The organism is Streptomyces sp. NBC_00239 (assembly GCF_036194065.1).
Lineage (GTDB): Bacteria > Actinomycetota > Actinomycetes > Streptomycetales > Streptomycetaceae > Streptomyces.
Genome location: NZ_CP108095.1, coordinates 25,106 through 41,208, shown reverse-complemented (window position 1 = coordinate 41,208; position 16,103 = coordinate 25,106). Strand labels below are relative to the sequence as shown.

The 16,103-nt window shown below is 69.5% G+C and carries 16 protein-coding genes and 5 pseudogenes; 12 read left to right on the top strand and 9 right to left on the bottom strand.

The window, feature by feature from the left end; all coding sequences use genetic code 11:
• Positions 1-106: 106 nt before the first annotated feature.
• A pseudogene (locus tag OG764_RS00260) lies at positions 107-712 on the top strand (Tn3 family transposase); the annotation flags it as partial.
• A 109-nt stretch (positions 713-821) separates the two neighbouring features.
• Here OG764_RS00260 and OG764_RS00255 read toward each other — a convergent pair.
• From OG764_RS00255 to OG764_RS00240, 5 genes and pseudogenes are all read right to left on the bottom strand, one after another.
• Complete coding sequence (locus OG764_RS00255) at positions 822-2,495, bottom strand: FG-GAP-like repeat-containing protein (RefSeq protein WP_328966308.1); 1,674 nt, start codon at positions 2,493-2,495, stop codon at positions 822-824.
• Between the two features lie 100 nt (positions 2,496-2,595).
• Positions 2,596-2,679, bottom strand: a pseudogene (locus OG764_RS41615) (DUF397 domain-containing protein); the annotation flags it as partial.
• A gap of 171 nt (positions 2,680-2,850) precedes the next feature.
• Positions 2,851-3,126 carry a hypothetical protein gene (locus OG764_RS00250; RefSeq protein ID WP_443055836.1) on the bottom strand — a complete coding sequence of 92 codons (276 nt, stop codon included), beginning with the start codon at positions 3,124-3,126 and terminating at the stop codon, positions 2,851-2,853.
• Positions 3,127-3,219: 93 nt separating this feature from the next.
• On the bottom strand, positions 3,220-3,858 hold the full coding sequence (locus tag OG764_RS00245; protein WP_328972834.1) for a response regulator transcription factor: 639 nt from the start codon (positions 3,856-3,858) through the stop codon (positions 3,220-3,222).
• Positions 3,855-5,117 carry a sensor histidine kinase gene (locus tag OG764_RS00240; protein ID WP_328966307.1) on the bottom strand — a complete coding sequence of 421 codons (1,263 nt, stop codon included), beginning with the start codon at positions 5,115-5,117 and terminating at the stop codon, positions 3,855-3,857. The genes OG764_RS00245 and OG764_RS00240 overlap by 4 nt, the downstream gene beginning before the upstream one ends.
• Before the next feature lie 311 nt (positions 5,118-5,428).
• Here OG764_RS00240 and OG764_RS00235 point away from each other — a divergent pair, with 311 nt between their 5' ends.
• The 5 genes and pseudogenes from OG764_RS00235 to OG764_RS00210 all read left to right on the top strand — a co-directional run.
• Complete coding sequence (locus OG764_RS00235) at positions 5,429-6,085, top strand: hypothetical protein (RefSeq protein ID WP_328966306.1); 657 nt, start codon at positions 5,429-5,431, stop codon at positions 6,083-6,085.
• A 296-nt stretch (positions 6,086-6,381) separates the two neighbouring features.
• Positions 6,382-6,873, top strand: a complete 492-nt coding sequence (locus OG764_RS00225) for a hypothetical protein (protein ID WP_328973299.1) — start codon at positions 6,382-6,384, stop codon at positions 6,871-6,873.
• A 126-nt stretch (positions 6,874-6,999) separates the two neighbouring features.
• Positions 7,000-7,128 carry a hypothetical protein gene (locus OG764_RS00220; protein ID WP_328966305.1) on the top strand — a complete coding sequence of 43 codons (129 nt, stop codon included), beginning with the start codon at positions 7,000-7,002 and terminating at the stop codon, positions 7,126-7,128.
• 273 nt (positions 7,129-7,401) lie between these two features.
• A complete protein-coding gene (locus tag OG764_RS00215) occupies positions 7,402-7,527 on the top strand; it encodes a hypothetical protein (protein ID WP_328966304.1) in 126 nt (41 codons plus the stop codon).
• Between the two features lie 275 nt (positions 7,528-7,802).
• Positions 7,803-8,216, top strand: a pseudogene (locus OG764_RS00210) (transposase); the annotation flags it as partial.
• A gap of 16 nt (positions 8,217-8,232) precedes the next feature.
• On the opposite strand, the gene OG764_RS00205 reads toward OG764_RS00210, so the two are convergent.
• The 3 genes from OG764_RS00205 to OG764_RS00195 all read right to left on the bottom strand — a co-directional run bounded on the left by OG764_RS00205 (position 8,233) and on the right by OG764_RS00195 (position 10,168).
• The gene (locus OG764_RS00205) at positions 8,233-8,583 is read right to left on the bottom strand and encodes a nuclear transport factor 2 family protein (protein ID WP_328966302.1); all 351 of its coding nucleotides are present in this window, start codon (positions 8,581-8,583) and stop codon (positions 8,233-8,235) included.
• Positions 8,576-9,187 (bottom strand): TetR/AcrR family transcriptional regulator, encoded by a 612-nt coding sequence (locus OG764_RS00200; protein WP_328966301.1) that lies wholly within the window; start codon positions 9,185-9,187, stop codon positions 8,576-8,578. Before OG764_RS00200 ends, OG764_RS00205 begins: the two co-directional genes overlap by 8 nt.
• A gap of 66 nt (positions 9,188-9,253) precedes the next feature.
• Positions 9,254-10,168 carry an IS982 family transposase gene (locus tag OG764_RS00195; RefSeq protein WP_328966300.1) on the bottom strand — a complete coding sequence of 305 codons (915 nt, stop codon included), beginning with the start codon at positions 10,166-10,168 and terminating at the stop codon, positions 9,254-9,256.
• A 310-nt stretch (positions 10,169-10,478) separates the two neighbouring features.
• Between OG764_RS00195 and OG764_RS00190 the strand changes: the two genes are divergently transcribed.
• The 3 genes and pseudogenes from OG764_RS00190 to OG764_RS00180 form a co-directional block, all read left to right on the top strand.
• Positions 10,479-10,970, top strand: coding sequence for a hypothetical protein (locus OG764_RS00190; RefSeq protein WP_328966299.1), 492 nt, complete (start codon positions 10,479-10,481; stop codon positions 10,968-10,970).
• Between the two features lie 321 nt (positions 10,971-11,291).
• Positions 11,292-12,816, top strand: a pseudogene (gene istA, locus OG764_RS00185) (IS21 family transposase); the annotation flags it as partial.
• A pseudogene (locus tag OG764_RS00180) lies at positions 12,816-13,342 on the top strand (ATP-binding protein); the annotation flags it as partial. The pseudogenes istA and OG764_RS00180, both read left to right, overlap by 1 nt.
• A gap of 46 nt (positions 13,343-13,388) precedes the next feature.
• Here the strand turns inward: OG764_RS00180 and OG764_RS00175 are convergent.
• A complete protein-coding gene (locus OG764_RS00175; protein WP_328966298.1) occupies positions 13,389-13,841 on the bottom strand; it encodes an NUDIX domain-containing protein in 453 nt (150 codons plus the stop codon).
• A gap of 502 nt (positions 13,842-14,343) precedes the next feature.
• Between OG764_RS00175 and OG764_RS00170 the strand changes: the two genes are divergently transcribed.
• The 3 genes from OG764_RS00170 (at position 14,344) to OG764_RS00160 (ending at position 16,075) form a co-directional block, all read left to right on the top strand.
• Complete coding sequence (locus OG764_RS00170; protein WP_328966297.1) at positions 14,344-14,544, top strand: DUF1272 domain-containing protein; 201 nt, start codon at positions 14,344-14,346, stop codon at positions 14,542-14,544.
• A 123-nt stretch (positions 14,545-14,667) separates the two neighbouring features.
• Positions 14,668-15,513 carry a class I SAM-dependent methyltransferase gene (locus OG764_RS00165; RefSeq protein ID WP_328966296.1) on the top strand — a complete coding sequence of 282 codons (846 nt, stop codon included), beginning with the start codon at positions 14,668-14,670 and terminating at the stop codon, positions 15,511-15,513.
• Positions 15,514-15,664: 151 nt separating this feature from the next.
• Positions 15,665-16,075 carry a hypothetical protein gene (locus OG764_RS00160; RefSeq protein WP_328966295.1) on the top strand — a complete coding sequence of 137 codons (411 nt, stop codon included), beginning with the start codon at positions 15,665-15,667 and terminating at the stop codon, positions 16,073-16,075.
• Positions 16,076-16,103 lie beyond the last annotated feature (28 nt).

Here is a 16,103-nt window from a genome sequence, read left to right as displayed (position 1 = left end):
GAATTTCTGACTGATGAGCAGGCCGAGGCGTACGGGAAGTTCGCCGAGGAGCCGACAGTCGCGCGGGGTGCCGGGCACCACCATCTGCCCGATGCCGATGAGCTCCTCGCCGCGCTTCAAGGACCGGGAGGACCAGCGGTTCTGGAAGGCCCAGATGCCCGGCGCCGAGACGGCGGGCATCTGGGCCGCTGGCCGGCTCCCTGGTCACCAACCAGGTCCGGGCCTACGACCTGCTGCGGATGTTCGGCCGCGAGGGCCACCCCACCCCGCTGGGGCAGGCGTTCGCCGAGTACCGGCGGATCGCCAAGACCCTCCACCTCCTGGCGGTGGTGGACCCCGTGGACGACACCTACCGGCGTCAGATGCACAAGCAGCTCACCGTTCAGGAGTCCCGCCACAAGCTCGCCCGGGACATCTGCCACGGCAAGAAGGGCACCATCCACCAGGCGTACCGGGACGGGGCGGAGGACAGCTCGGCTCACTGGGCCTGGTCCTGAACGCCGTGGTGCTCTGGACGCCCCGGTACATCGACGCCGCCGTCGCCCAGCTCCGCGCGGAGGACCACGAGATCCGGGACGAGGACATCGCCCGGCTCTCCCCGCTCAAGCACAAGAATCTCAACATGCTCGGCCGCTACAGCTTCACCGCCTCCACCCCAGCCGGCGGCAGCCTGCGGCCACTGCGCGACCCGGATGCCGCCGGACTCAACTGATCCACGGCTCTCGGCTGGGGGCTCTATGTCGGGTCTATCGGGAATCATTCATGACACTCCCACTTGGGAGTCCCGACGCGCAGTGTCGCGCCGGGGCTCCCGGTGTTTCTCAGGCGAGGGACTGGATGTAGGCCCAGCCGCCTTCGCCGACTCGGACCGGGGTGCCGAAGATGTCCGTGGTGCCCGGGCGGAACCATAGGTCGCCGCCCGTGGCGGTTGTCGCGTCGTACTTCGTGGTGACCCAGAGGTCGGCGCGGCCGTCGGCGTCCGCGTCGCCGAGCGAGACGGCCAGGGGGCGCTGTGCGGCGGTCCAGGTGTCCCCGCCGATCGTCTGGGGCGCGGCCAGGCCGGCCGCGCCCTTGGAGCGGAACTCCTTGAGCTCGCCCGTGGTTCGGTTGCGTGCCCACAGGTCGGCCATGTTCTCGTCACCGGTCTCGGCCGGGTTCTCAGTGACGTCCCCCGGGGTGAGTACGTCGTGATCCGCCCAGTCCCCCTCGGTGGGCAGCAGCTCGATCGCCGCGCGGGGCAGTGAGGGGCCGGTCGCCGGGGTGCCGCCCCGGTGCAGCCACAGGCGGCTGCCGCTCGCGCTCTTGACGACCAGGTCGCACTGGCCGTCGCCGTCGAGGTCTCCGGCGGCGAGCGGGACCGTGCCCGTCCAGCCGGTTTCCCGGTTGGGTACGGCTACGCGCTCGCCCAGCGTTCCGCCGCCCACGTTGGGGTAGACCCACAGGTTGTCGCCGATCCGCGCCACCACGTCCTCGCGCCCGTCGCCGGTCCAGTCGCCGCGGTGACTGACCACGGCCCCCAGCCAGCCACCGCTTCCGATCAGCTGAGGGGAGCCGAACCGGCCGGCGCCGGTGCCCGGGTAGAGGCGCAACGTCCCGTCCTTGCGTACGGCGAGCAGGTCGGGGCGGCCGTCTCCGGTGAGATCGCCGTCCACGGGGGCCCGGGTGACCGCCTTCGCCCGCAGGAGGGCGTGGTCCTTCGTCCCGGCGAGCTGCACGTCGGCGACGGACGCGGATGGGGTCTCGAAGTCCTCCGAGCTGAAGAAGGCGTGGTCGAACTTCGCCGTGTAGGTCTTGGTGGCGGTGTTCCACCCCGCCGTCGGGGTTTTCGTCCCGGCGTCCGCTTCGACGAGCGGACCCGTCACGGGCCTGCCCGGGCCGACCGTCGGATCCACGACGTCGGGCCTTGCGTTGAAGTCGCCGCCGAGGATTACGGCGGCGCCGCCCGCGTTCGCCTCGATGTGCCCGAACAGCTCGTGCATATCGCCCGCCGCGGTACTAGCGGACAGGTGGACGCTGCAGGCCAGGGTGTGGCGGCCGGCGACCGGACCCTTCGCGCACACCGCGAGCCGCGTGTCGTTCGCCACGACCTGGACGAACGATCCGACGACGCCTGCGCTCGTCCGCAGGATGACGGCCTGTCCGAGCTGGGTCGATTCAGTGGTCGGCGTGGCCGTGGTGCTCCACTGGTTGCATCCGGTGCTGCTCACCTTGGCCGCGAAATGGCCGGAGTATCCCGCGCCCAGCTTCTGCATCAGCTTCTCGTACTGGCCAGCGCACAGCTCCTGGAGCATGACCACATCGGTGGCCCCCAGGTCGGGCACCTTCTGCAGCGCCTCGTCCGCCCACACGTCCTCGTCCGCCGCGCTGCTCTTGCACGTCGACGACGCGCCGCACACGTTGTACGAGATCAGGCTCACCGGCTTCCCGGCCGGGGCGGTCCCCGCCGCGACGGCCGGGCCCGCCGCCGTACCGGCGAACAGACCCGCAGCGAGCACGAGTCCGGCTACCAGTGTTCTTCGAATCGCTTGCACGTACTCGTGCCACCCCTCTGAGGAAGATCACCAAAACCTGGTGAGTCTACAAAGGCTCCTCACGCTACGGTCGCGCCCCCGTGACCTCGCCGAGGAACGCGGCCCAGGCTCCGGGCGTCACCGCCAGCTCGGGCCCTTCGTCCACCTTCGAGTCCCGTCAGTCGCTCAGGCCGAAGCCCGTCCGCATCCGCTGGCCCGAGGACCCGCTCACCTCCGAGGAGATCGACCTCCGCGAACGGATCCGGTCCAGCCCCATCCGAACGCGGAGATCCGCAGCTAGCGGCTGTGATCAAGGGCTTGTGGCGTGTTTGAGATGTGTTCACAGTGGCTGCCGTATCAGGGCGAGTTGGATGGTGGCCTCGTAGCGGACGGCCAGCTTGTCGTAGCGCGTCGCGACACCGCGGGCCTGTTTCAGCAGGCCGATCCGGTTCTCGACCACGTGTCTGGCCTTGTATTTTTCGCGGTCGAAGCCGGGTGGCCGACCGCCTGCGCTGCCGCGCCGACGCCGGTGTCCGGCCTGGTCAGGCTTTTCCGGGATGGTGTGTGGGATCTGCCGCCTGCGATCCGAAGATCGTTCCACAGCGAAGATCAACATCTCAAAGGAGCCTTGAGACTGCTGGGCGGCTGGATTCATCCTCGGGGAGGGCCGGTTGCCCTCGTGGCGGTGGACCGGCTTGCGGCCCCATGCTCATTGCCGACCTCTCAGGTACGTGAGAACGGCCTGGACACGCCGGTTGGTATCGTTACTGACCGGCAGGTTCAGCTTGGCCAGCAGGCTGCCGATGTGTTTACCCACACCTGCCTCGGTCAGGGTGAGGATGTGGGCGATCGCCGCGTTCGAATGCCCCTCGGCGATCAACGCGAGCACCTGGCGCTCCCGCGACGACAGGTGACGGAGCGGATCCCGCTGCCGCTGCATCAACTGCCGCACTACCTCGGGGTCGACGACCGTACCGCCGGCGGCCACCCGCCGCAGCATCTCCGCGAACTCGGCGACGTCGCCCACCCGGTCTTTGAGTAGGTACCCAACGGCCCGTCCCTGGCCCGAGGCGAGCAGTTCGTCAGCGTAGCTGTGCTGCACGTACTGGCTCAGCGCCACCACCGCCAAGCCGGGGTCGGCGTCGCGCAACGCCACTGCGGCGCGCAGGCCCTCGTCGGTGAATCCGGGTGGCATGCGCACGTCGGTGACCACCAGGCGGGGCCTGGTCTGCTGCACCGCCGCGACCAGCCCGTCGGCGTCACCGACCGCGGCCAGGACCTCGAAACCGAACCGGGGCAGCAGTCCGATCAGCCCCTCACGGAGCAGGACCGAGTCTTCGGCGATCACAACGTGCACGGCAGCTCCACCCGCACGATCGTCGGCCCTCCGACCGGGCTGGAGATCAGCAGCCGGCCCCCGGCCGCCGCCGTGCGGTCGGCCAGACCGGTCAGGCCCGTACCTCCCGACGGGTCCGCCCCGCCGCGTCCGTCGTCACGCACCTGCACGGTCAGTATGCCGCCCGAACGCCGGACCCTCACCGCGGCCTCGCCGGCGGCCCCATGCTTGACCGCGTTGGCCAGTGCCTCCGACACCGCCGCGAACGCAACCGTCTCCACCCCTGGCGGGAAGCGACCCGGGTCGGCGTCCACCTCGACCTCCAGCGGGCTGCCTGCGGCCAGTTCCTCGATCGCGGCGCGCAGCCCCAGCTCACGGAGCGTTCGCGGACTGATCCCCCGGATCAGATCACGCAGTTCGACCATCAACGCCTTGGCGTGGTCGTGCGCCAGGGCCACCGGCGCCCTCGCCGGAGAGTCCGCTGGCAGGTCCAGCTTGGCCACACTGAGTTGCATGGTCAGGCTCACCAACCGCTGCTGAGCGATGTCGTGCAGGTCTCGCTCGATCCGGTGGCGCTCGGCGTCGAACGCGTCCGCCAGCCGCGTCCGCGACCGTGCCACCTCGACCAGTTCGGCCACAGCCGGGTCCGGCTCGGCGCACAGCAGCAACCGTGCGAGCCCGGCATGCACACCACTGAACGTCGCGGTCAGGTACGGCATCGCCTGGAGCAGCAGCAGCCCGAGTGCGGCCCGCCCGACCACGCCGCCCACCGGTGCCGCGGCCGCCAGCTGATGGTGCACCGCAATCGGTGTGGAGACCACCACTAGGCCGGCGACCGCCAGTACCCCCAGCCACAGCGGCGCGATCACAGCCAGCAGCAGCAGGTACGTAACCGCCCGCCAGGCATCCGGATCGGTGTAGACGCCGTCGTTGCGCCGCGACACGACCGGCCCGTCGTCGACCAGCCGCAACCGCCACCGCTCCACGGCCGCCACCGCAAGGGCCAGCCACGGCCCCACCAGCGCGAGGAGGCTGACGCCGAGGAGACCGAGCGCGGTCGCGGCCAGTGCATACCAGCCAGTGTCGATCCCCTCGTTCATGAGTACTGCCACGGCCAGCACCAGGGGAGCAGACAGGCAGGTCAGCACGAGCCAGACAAGGCCCGACACCACTGCCGCCGTCGCGGCGTACACCGCCCCGCGCCATGGCCACGCCGAGACCAGGAACCGGGGTCTCATCATCGCCCTGAGCAGGGTATCGGCTGAGGTCATGGGCCCAGGCTAGGCGCACCCGGTCGGCCCGAGCCAGGACGCTGGGGCGAGTCCTGCGGTAGGGCCAGCCCTACCTTTCCGGCCGCGCCGCCGCACAGCTCGCCCCGTGCCCGCCGACAGGTCCGGGCACGGCCACCGGCAGGTGGTGCCAGACCTACCCCGGGAGTAGGTCCAGCGGGCTGTCGGCGCTTGCCGACAGCCGCCTAGCTTGGGCGCACCGTGCCCGCCCCCCTGCGATGTGCGGCCGATCCGACGAGGAGTCACCTTTGAGTACCACCCACGCCCGGAGGCGTAACGCCGGGCTCCTGGCCATGACCCTTCTGCTGGCCGTCGCGTTCTTCCTGGCACCGCCACTGTTCTTCCCCGGCCCGTTCGACGACTTCCCGCGCGCCTTTGCCGCGTACTGGTCCTCGGGCGGCGGCCGGGGCTTCCCGGCCGACCTCCAGCACCTTATCGACCAACAGTTCGGCTATCACCTGGTACGGGCGGTGATAGCTCTGCCGCTGCTCGTGGTGCTGGTGGCACTGGCCGTCCGGATCCGGCGGTTCCGACTGCCGCTCGCGGTGCTCGCGCTCGCGGCCGCGACACTGATGATCTTGAACGTCCAGGGGTTCGTGTCGCCGTTCGGCACGCTGCTGCCGCGTCTGGCGCACCACCGCGCCAACGCCGATCTGACCGCTGACCTGGCCCAGGCCCGGAACCAGCTCGCACACGGCCCGATCTCGCCCGCGCTGCACGTGATGCTCGACGAGTACGTGCGATGGCACCTGGTGAAGGGCGTGCTGTCCGGGCTCCTGGCAGCCGTTCTCATCGGCCTGTCCGTGGTGGCCTGGCGTCGGGGTCGGCGGTGGTACAGCCTGCTGCCGACAGTCCCGGCCCTGGGTGCGCTGGGGGTCGTGGTGGCCAATGCAACCACCGTGGCGAACCCCGCGCCGGGGCTCTTGCTGCTCCTCCAGGGCAGTTGGTGAGCTCCGAACACCCAGGGAGTGGCTCCTGCCGAGCGGGTGCGGAACAACCCGCACACCATCTCGGAGAAGCGGGACCAGGCCGGACACCGTCGTCGTCGCGGCAGCGCAGGCGGTCGGCCACCCGGCTTCGACCGCGAGAAATACAAGGCCGGACACGTGGTCGAGAACCGGATCGGTCTGCTGGGACAAGGCCATCGCGTCACCTCTCGCTTCAACGAGCCGCTACTCGGAGAGCCCGCCGGTAGCCACCCGTGGATACGACCCGGCAACCCGGCACTCCCCGAGAGGTCTCCTGCGTGCACGCGCCCGGATACGACACCAACGGCTTACCGACCTGGAGCGCCTCCCAGGCCGCCATGGACGCGTACGGCAAACAAATGCCGGACATCCGGTTCATTTCCTCCCTGCTGGCCGGCTACCAGTCCGACCGCGAGGCCCTGACTGGACGATTCGCCCATGGACGGGACGCCGTCCTCTCCGAGGCGAACCTCCTCGCCATGGAGGCCCACGACGATCTGCTGGAGGCTGGCGCCGTCCTGGACGCCCTGGCCCTCTCCTGCACACCGGGCCCGTATCTGCCGGGCGAGGAACCGTACGACGACGTCCCCGAACCGGTGAACTCCGCAGCGGAGCTGCGCACCGACGCGGCCATGCTCGCGGAGCGCCTGGTCGCCCACGACCGCATCCACGGGGAAGGGAAGACCTCACGGCCCCGCAGTCCCGCACCGACGGAGACCGGGACGCCGAGCGGGACTCCGCCCGCGCCTACCTGCGCAGGGAGTGGATAGCCGCCCGCGAGGTCCGTTTCGGCGGCCGCCGGCTGCCGTAGCCGTCACCAAAACACCCGACCCCCCTGCGCCCCGGCCGCGGGGCACGGCCTGCCACCTGACTGCGAGCACCCATAGGGTCGGGCCATGAAGAACCCGACCGACCACTCACGCCGTGACCACTTGCAACCCCGACCGAGCGAAGCCGCATGGGAGGAGATGGAGGTCACCTCGCGGCTCGCCACGGAAGCCGAGTTGGAAGCCCTGGGATACTAGGGCGCCGTCCTCATCATGCACATCGTCCGGACCACGTTCCGGGCCGACGGCACGCCCATCAGCAAGACCCTGACCATCCAGGGCGGAGCACAGCCCTCGTGATGTATCGGAAGCCCGAGGACGTGGAGGGCGACGAGGCGCTCCCGGCCCCCGACGAGCCAGCGGTGCCAGCACCCCGGGGCCCGGTCCGCCGGACGGTGCGGACGTACCTCGTCGGCGTGGAGGACTCTCCGCAGACGAAGATCGGGCGGCCACCGGCACCGTCAATCCCGGATGGCGCAGCTCCAGACCAGCCACCACGCCAGGCTCCTTCCGCTCCTGGATGTGGAGGGGGACTACGAAGGCGCGCTGCACGAGCGGTTCGCGGACTACCGGGATCGGGGGTGTGGTTCGACCTGACGCCTCTCGGAGATCCCGCCACGGTCGTCATTGGCGCACTGGCAGAGCTGGGACTGGATATCCGGACCAGCCACCGAGAAGAGCAGAGCGGAGCCCGCGCGACCGACCGGACAGGCGGCTGACGCCCAGAGCAACAGGGCCGCCGGGGCTAAATGATTGATTCCAAGGGGTAGCTTCGGAGACAGCATGAGGGTGTCCAAGCTCAGCTTGTGACGGCCGAGATGGACACCCTCGCGACTGCGCTCTACGTGCGCGTCAACGATCCTGCTGAAGGCTTCGCACTCACCGGTGCCAAGCCCGTCGAGCGCGAGGTGCTGCTCGATTTGCTCGCGGCCGAACCGGACCTGACCCGACAGCGGCCGGGCCAGATCCTGCTCGCCGACATGAACTACTACGGCCGCGCGTTCGAACACGAGCTGGCGGCCACCGGTATCCGGCTCCTGCGGCCGGCCCGCAAGGGCGAGGCCCTGCGGGCCGGATCGCACCTGTTCAAGCGGCTCCGGCAGCTGATCGAGTCCGTGAACCAGACACTCAAGAGCCAGCTCGACCTCGAACGCCACGGCGGACGCACCCCGACCGGCGTGACCGTCCGGATCCTGCAACGCATCCTCGCGCTGACCGTAGCGATCTGGCACAACCACAAGACCGGCCAGCTGGCCCTGCGATCACTCGCCGCCTACGAAAACTGACCTCGAAATCAATCGTCTAGGCCGGGAGGAAGAAGCCGGTGATGTCGGCGAGGCGCCCGTCCTCGTGGTGGCGGGCGGTGCTGATGCCGGTCGACGCAGTCTCGCCCTGCCCGCCGAGCTGGGTCCAGCGGGCGAGGGAGCGGTCGTGGTGCTCCAGCACCTCGTCAATGCGGAACCGGTGGCCGGGGAAGGCTTCGGCGAAGCCGGCCATGTAGGCGGCGAGTTCGGTCAGGCTGGCGACCTCAGTCCCGGGGTCGCGGTAGGTGACCTCGTCCACCGCGACCGCGCCGAGGGCGGCAAGCCGGTCGGCGGGGTCGGCCGACCAGCAGGCGGCGTAGTCGTTCCAAAGCCGCTGGGTGTCACTCATGGTCGTCCTGCTTTCGTGGAGTCCTCAGGGAGCCGATCGACGCCATCGCGCCGTCGGTGACGCTGTGCAGTGTGGTGCGGGGCAGGCCGGCCCGGACGAGCACCAGCAGGCCCTGGTAGAGCGCGAGCAGGTGGGCGGCCGTGGTCCCGACATCGAGGTCCGGCGGCGTGTCGCCGCGGTGCCGGGCGCGGGCCAGCGCGTCGGCGAAGCCGCCTTCGATCACTGCCAGGCCGTGGTGCACGCCGGCGGCGGCCTGGGGGAGGGTGAAGGACTCGACGGCGGTGTTGGTGAGCAGGCAGCCCGGGTCGGGCTCGGCGCCGGTCTCGATCGTCGAGGTGAAGAACGAGCGAATGCCGGCCAGGGGGTCCGCCGGCTCCATCAGGTGGACCCGGACCCGGCCCTGCACCACCCGCTCGTTGTAGGCATCCAGGGCGGCGCGGAACAGGCCGTCCTTGCTCTGGAAGGTCCGGTACAGGCTCCCCGGGTGCAGTCCGGTGGCCTCCTCGATGTCCCGCAGCGAGGCGCCGAGGTACCCCCTGTGGCGGAAGAGCCGCATGGCCGAGGCCAGCACCTCGTCCTGGTCCCAGAGCTGCCTGCGCCCCATCCCGACCCCCATAGTTGAACGCTTGCTCACAAAAATAGCACGGCCTGGGTGATCGATCCCAAGGGATCAGTGGTCATAGGCGGTAAGTGAGCGCAGGACGGGCTGTCCGGTCTGGTCGTTGTGCCAGATCGCGGCGGTCAGCGCGAGGATGCGCTGCATGACGCGGGCGACGACACCGCCTGGTGTGCGTCCTCGGTGTTGTTCGAGATCGAGTTGACCTTTGAAGGTCTCGTTGACCGACTCGATGATCTGCCGTAACGGCTTGAACAGTGGCGCGCCGGGTCGTTCCGGCTCGCCCTTGCGGGCCGGCCGCAGTAGCCGGATGTGCTGCTCGGCCAGCTCGTGTTCGAAGTCCCGGCCGAAGTAGTTCTTGTCGCCGATCAGTGTCTGGGCAGGACGTGCGGCGACGAGGCCGGGTTCGGCGGCGAGGAGGTCCAGCAGGGTCTCGCGCTCGTCGGCCTTGGCCCCGGTCAGGGCGAAGGCGACGGGCAGGCCCTGGAGCGTGCACACGAGATGCAGCCGCAGGCCCCAGAAGAAGCGGCTGTGACTGGCGCAGTACCCGTACTCGGCCCATCCGGCCAGGTCGGAGCGTTTGACGGTCTCGCGTGAGCGGCCGCATTCCACCGGCGTGGAGTCCACGATCCACACGTCGTCGCTCCACACGAAGGTGTCGGTGGCGAGCAGCCGGGTGACGCGCCGAAGCAGTCCGGCGCCCTTGCGCAGACGCTTGTTGTAGCCGGGCTGCTGCGGCAGATATGGGAAGAGATGCCCCAGGTGGGAACGGGCATGGCGAAGCCACCTGGCCTCGGAGGTGAAGCCGAGCATGGCCTGCATCATCGCCAGTGTCACCAGTTCGGCGTCGGTGAGCTGCGGGGCGATCCCCACGGCTGGCCGCCATGGCGCGAGATGCGGAGACGCCTTCAGCAGGTCGTCGGACTTCACATAGAGTGCGGTCGCGAGGGTGTCCAACTCTGTCTTCACACACTGACGTTGGACGCCCTCGCCCCATGCGCGCAGACGATCCCTTGGAATCGATCATCTAGCTTGCGATCGACACGGTGTCCCGCAGCCTTCCGGCTGCGGGACACCGCAACGACCAAGACCGAAAGCTCGCGTGACCTGCCCGAATACATGGACGCCGTCCGCGCCCGCGGTGCTGCCCGGACACGCGAGACCGAGGACGAAGCAAATCCTGCCGCAGCCTGAGCGGTCCACCTATGATCCCTGCTTGGGACCGGCCGCAAACCAGGGCGGCAACTGCCGTCGACCGACAGCGCGCGAGGGACTACAAATGGGCTCCGTGGTCGTAGGTGTCATCGGTACCTTGCTCGGAGTGCTAATCGGCGTGGTTGCCCAGCAGGCGCAGGCAAAACGCAGCCACAGGTGGCAGCGCGAGGACGTACTCAACAGCCAGAGGTGGCAGCGCGAGGACGTACTCGGCAGTGCGAAGCGAGCCGTGTACGCCGAGTACCTGCGATCCATCAGCGCGAGCTACGCCCAAGCCATCTCAGGCCAGAGGACCCGCACCGAGGACGCGCACCTGCTTGCCGCAACAGCCGAGCTAGAGATCCTCTCCGGGCCGGAAGTGGCAGAACCGGCCCGGGATCTCGTTGACACCGTGATGAAAGTGCACGAGCGGATCGCTACTGGGAGCGGTGTACCCAAGGCGGAGGTCGATGCGGTCGATCGCCGCCGGCTAGAGATCGTCGACCTGTTCAAGGCTGACCTCGGGCTCCCCACGCGGGCTAGTACGGCTCACGGGTCAGGCAGATCGCGTCCTTGAACACGAAGCATCCCTGCCCGCCTGCCGAAGCAGACTAACGCCCGCGACGACGCGATCCCTTGGAATCGATCATCTAGGGGGTGGCGTGACTCTTCTTCGGCAGCTCGGCTGAGACCAGGGATCACTGCCGGTGATGGGTACGTTTTCCCCGGTTCAGGTGGTTTGAGCGTCAGGCTATGTCTCAGCCCGACTTCTCCTGATTCCGCATGGGCATGGCGGAGTTCGGGTTGAGGGTCGTGGACATCGCGGAGTCGCACGTGTCCCTCGATCTACGGACCGAGAGGTCGACGGGCACACCGGATGACAAGGAGAACGTTCACCGTGGTCGACATCATCGAGATCTACGTCCACTGGTACGCGGGCCGCTCGAAGAGCCAGCTCGGCGCCTCGTTGGGCGTGGACCGCAAGACGGTCAAGAAGTACCTGGCGCTGGCGGAGGCGGCCGGGATCACCCCGGGCGGGCCGCCGATGAGCGAGGTGGACTGGCCAAGCTGATCAAGAGCTGGTTCCCGGAACTCGCGGATCGGCGGCTGAACCAGCTGACCTGGCCGGAGCTGGACCGGCACCGCGACTACATCAAGGGCCTGCTGGGAACGGTCACCGTCACCACCATCCACCAACGTCTGCGCGATGAGCACAAGTTGAAGGCGTCGGTCTCGTCCTTGCGCCGTTGGGTGCACGCCTCGCTGCCGGACGAGGCGGCCAGGTCGTGGGTCACCGTGCTGCGGGACGACGTCGAGCCGGGCTCGGAGGCCCAGATCGACTACGGGTTCATGGGGCAGTGGACGAACCCGCGCACCGGCAAGCGGCACCGGGTCTGGGCGTTCGTGATGGTGCTGCCGTGCTCGCGGCACGTGTTCGTCCGCCCGGTGCTGCACATGAACCAGCATGCCTGGACCGAGGCCCACGTCGAAGCCTTCCGGTTCTTCGGCGGCGTCCCGCGCCGCTTGGTGCCCGACAACCTGCGCACGGGAGTGGACAAGCCCGATCTCTACGACCCGAAGATCAACAGAGCGTATGCCGAACTCGCCACCTATTACGGTGCTTTGGTGGACCCAGCGAGAGCCCTGCACCCGAAGGACAAGCCGCGGGTCGAGCGGCCCATGCCCTACATCCGTGACTCGTTCTGGAGCGGGCGCCAGTTCACCTCCATCGAGCACATGCAGGCCGAGGCCGTCACCTGGGCCCAGAACGTCGCTGGCCGACGCCAGTGCCGGCCACTGGGCGGGGCCAGCTCGCGTCGGTGTTCAAGGCCGTCGAGGCCCAGGCCCTTCTGCCGTTGCCGGACACACCGTTCGTCCTGGCCCGCTGGTCCACTGCGACGGTCGGCCCGGACATCCACATCAAGGTCGGCCACACCCTCTACTCGGTGCCCTGGAAGCCAATCGGCCGGCGCGTCGACGTCCGCTCCACCGCCACCATGGTCCAGGTCTTCCACGACGACGAACTGGTCAAGACCCACGCTGCCCTCGAACAAGGAAATCGCACCGACGAGAGCGACCACCCGCCCGAGAAGATCGCCTTCCAGATGCGCACGCCGGTCTGGTGCCGCACCCAGGCCGCCGAGGTCGGTGAGGCCTGCGGCATGGTGATCGGCCAACTGCTGGAGGTCAACGCGATCTACCGAATCCGCGCCGCCCAGGGGGTCATCGGACTGCGGAAGAAGTACGGCGACGGCAGGCTGGAGGCGGCCTGCGCGAAGGCGGTCACGGTCGGCGACCCGTCCTACCGCACCATCAAAGGCATCTTGGTGGCCGGCACCGAGACCGACCCGGAGCCGGAGACGGGCGATGCCGGGGCCGCAGCCTTCCTCCACGGACCCCAGCAGCTGTTCGCCACCGCCACCGCGAGACCGTCGCCCTCCAACGGCGACTGCAGAGAGCGAAGTTCGAGCAGCAGGTCACCCTGGAGGAGTTCGACTTCGCAGCCTCCTCGAAGCTACCCGCAGCCCAGATCCGCGACCTGGCCGCCCTGCGCTGGCTCCATGCCGGCGAGTCCGTAATTCTGTTCGGTCCGGTCGGGGTCGGAAAGACACACATCGCCCAGGCCCTCGGGCATCTGGCTGTCCGCCAGGGCGCCAACGTCCGCTTCACCAAGACCAGCCGCATCTTGGCGGACCTGGCCGGCGGCCACGCGGACCGCACCTGGGAGAAGCGCATCCGCGGGCTGATCTGCCCCAACGTCCTCATCCTCGACGACTTCGCGATGCGCCAGCTCACCGCAGCTCAGGCCGACGACCTCTACGAACTGGTCAGCGAGCGCCAGGGCGGTCCCTGATCATCACCAGCCACCAGGTCATCATGAACGGCCCCAGCTGCCGGCCGAACAAACGTCCCAAGAGCCCCACCGACAAGCAGCTGCTTGCCAGCTAGGCCCCCAGCAAGCAGAGATGAGGCGGTGGGCGCCCGACCTGGACTGTCATACGCAGTCTCCGGGGCGGGGCGCCCCACTGCGGAGCATCCGAAGGGCGTCGCTGGCAGCCGGTGAGAGCATCGAATCCCGCAACTCAGCCAGCGGGATCCAGTCCGCTGCATCGGTGGAGCCGTCGATCTCGACCACTGCGGGCGCATGGGCCTTGAGATCAACGGCGTAGAACAGCGCCGTCAGATGCCATCTCACGCCGTGGCGCTGGACCGCGTATGTCCGCGCGTCGACCAACCGGGCAGCGACGAGCTTAAGTCCTGTCTCTTCGCGAAGCTCACGCGCCAACGCCTCGACCGGTTGCTCGCCGTGATCGATCCCTCCACCAGGCAGATGCCACAGACCGGGATCGAAGATCGGGGAAGCCTCCGACAAGCGAGTGAGTAGTAGCCGGTCTTCCTCCACCGCGATTGCGTAAGCCGAGACGCGGGTCTGCACCCGAGCTTCCATGATTCCTCCCCGCCGAAGCTGACAGTGCGAGGCACTCTACCCAGGCGCGGCGCGAACCAGGACCTGGGGAATTACGTGACGTTTGCCCTGGGGAATTACGTGACCGTCGACAGACGGGCACCAGGGGGGCCTCCGGCCGGGCCTCCCGGCTCACGGCGATACGGAACGGGCCCCGGGAAGCGGGGTGTTGGCCCCTTTGATGATGATCGTCATACCGGCATCCTCGCGCTGCCGCCTGCCGCCTGCCGCCTGCCGCCTGCCGCCTGCCGCCTGCCGCCTGCCGCCTGCCGCCCGCCGCCCGCCACCGGACCCTGCCCCGCGACGACCGGACCGACCGGATCGACCGGACCGCGCGCCGCCGCGACCCGATCGACCGGCCCCCGCTCCGCCGAGGCCGGATCGTACGCACAGCTGTCCCGGTCGCCCCTTTCCGGCCAAGATCACCTCCGCGCAGGATGAAGGTCCGAGCGGACGACGAAACGACGAGGCGAGGAGAGCCGCCATGGCCCTGGAGATGCGCGAACGCTGCGAACGGTGCGGGGACGACCGCGTGCGGCCGGACGGACCCGCCTTCATCTGCTCGTACGAGTGCACCTTCTGCACCCCCTGTACCGAGGCGATGCAGCACAACTGCCCGAACTGCGGCGGCGAGCTCGTGGCCCGCCCCCGCCGCCGCGCCCAGGGCTCCGCCGCCGCGGAGTAGCCCGCCCGGCCCGGCACGGTCGTACGGCCCGGCATGGTCGTGCGGTGTCCGGGCAGGATCCGTGGGATCCGCGCACGTGCGGCGGTGGCAGCGGTCGGGTCGTGCCCGGGAGGAGTGCAGGCTGTGGAGAGGGAAGACACGGGTACCGGGCGGGAGCACCCCGCCATCCCGCCGGCGGTGCGGGAGACGTACGGGCCCATGGACCTGGGGCACCAGCCGATGTTCGGCGGGGGCTTCATCAACTTCGGGTACTGGCAGGGCATCGACCTGGCCGGCCCGCTCGGCGAGGACGAGCGGGCCCGCAGCCAGCAGGCCCTCTACCGGCACGTCCTGGACGCCGCAGGTCCGCTGCGGCAGCGGCGGGTCCTCGACGTCGGCTGCGGGCTCGGCACGGGCTGCGCCGTCGCCCTGAGGGAGTACGGGCCCGCCGCCGTCACCGGCATGGACATCCACCCTGACCAACTGGCCCGGGCGCGTGAGGAGCAGGCCGTACTGCTGCGCGAGGAGCCGGGCCGGCTGCGGTTCGGCGAGGGGGCCGCGGAGAGGATGCCCTGGGAGGACGGGGCGTTCGACGCGGTCGTCAGCGTGGAGGCCGCGCAGCACTTCCCCGACCTCGCCGGTTTCGCGGCCGAGACGGCGCGGGTCCTGCGGCCCGGCGGCACCGTGGCCGTCACCAGCTTCTTCACCGCGGACGAGGCCCCGGACCGCCCCGAACAGCTCGCGGGACTCCTGCACACGTACGCGAACGGCCTGGACATCGCCCGCCCGGTCACGGCCCTCGCGGACGCGTTCACGGCCGCCGGCCTGACGGACGTACGGACCGCTTCCATCGGCCCCGATGTCTGGCCCGGCTGGGACACCTGGCTCTCCCGCTGGTGGGCCCCGGGCACCTGGCCCCGCAACTTCCTGCGCGCCTACGAGAACCAGATCCTCGACTACTACGTGGTCACGGCTACCCGCCCCCGCTGACGGCCCCCGCTGACGGCCCCTGCTGACCGACCGGGGACCGCCCCCGATCCCGCCCCGATCCGGGTCAGGGGCGCGCCCGGGGGCACGTACGCCGTCGCAACGTGATCGGAATCCGTTTCCCGTTGTCGCGGGTGGCGATCATGATGGGGCGATGAGCAGATATACGGAGGTCATCGTCCTGGCGCGAAGGGCCGAGGAGGTCATGGAGCCCCTCACCCGGCCCGACGAGAGCCGGGAATGGCACCAGTGCTTCACGCGTGTGGACGACGGCGTGTTCGACGGGTCACGCATGCCCTCCGAGGAGTGCTACGTGTGGGTGATCCAGTTCATCCGCCACAACTGGCGCGGGTTGCTGGGTCACCTGGAGTCTCTGGCATGGCCGGATCCGCACTCCGTCCAGGTCCTCGTGCGGGACGAGGAAGACGACTGCTTCGGCCTCTGGATGATCCACGACGGCAGACTGGTCGAGGTGCCGCTGCCGCGCACGGAACGAGAACCGTTCTCGGCCTCCGTGACCGGAGTCCTCTCCCGAACCGACCGCCGCAACGGCGGAGCTCGATGACGGCAGGGTCCTGGGGTCCCGGAACCTC

Bases quoted from the DNA above. Each gene is read 5' to 3' on its own strand.
- OG764_RS00220 (WP_328966305.1), top strand. From the start codon at position 7,000: ATGAAGAACCCGACCGACCACTCACGCCGTGACCACTTGCAACCCCGA.
- OG764_RS00170 (WP_328966297.1), top strand. From the start codon at position 14,344: ATGGCCCTGGAGATGCGCGAACGCTGCGAACGGTGCGGGGACGACCGC.
- OG764_RS00175 (WP_328966298.1), bottom strand. From the start codon at position 13,841: ATGGAAGCTCGGGTGCAGACCCGCGTCTCGGCTTACGCAATCGCGGTG.
- OG764_RS00215 (WP_328966304.1), top strand. From the start codon at position 7,402: ATGGCGCAGCTCCAGACCAGCCACCACGCCAGGCTCCTTCCGCTCCTG.
- OG764_RS00190 (WP_328966299.1), top strand. From the start codon at position 10,479: ATGGGCTCCGTGGTCGTAGGTGTCATCGGTACCTTGCTCGGAGTGCTA.
- OG764_RS00160 (WP_328966295.1), top strand. From the start codon at position 15,665: ATGAGCAGATATACGGAGGTCATCGTCCTGGCGCGAAGGGCCGAGGAG.
- OG764_RS00250 (WP_443055836.1), bottom strand. From the start codon at position 3,126: ATGTTGATCTTCGCTGTGGAACGATCTTCGGATCGCAGGCGGCAGATC.
- OG764_RS00205 (WP_328966302.1), bottom strand. From the start codon at position 8,583: ATGAGTGACACCCAGCGGCTTTGGAACGACTACGCCGCCTGCTGGTCG.
- OG764_RS00235 (WP_328966306.1), top strand. From the start codon at position 5,429: ATGACCCTTCTGCTGGCCGTCGCGTTCTTCCTGGCACCGCCACTGTTC.
- OG764_RS00200 (WP_328966301.1), bottom strand. From the start codon at position 9,187: ATGGGGCGCAGGCAGCTCTGGGACCAGGACGAGGTGCTGGCCTCGGCC.
- OG764_RS00240 (WP_328966307.1), bottom strand. From the start codon at position 5,117: ATGACCTCAGCCGATACCCTGCTCAGGGCGATGATGAGACCCCGGTTC.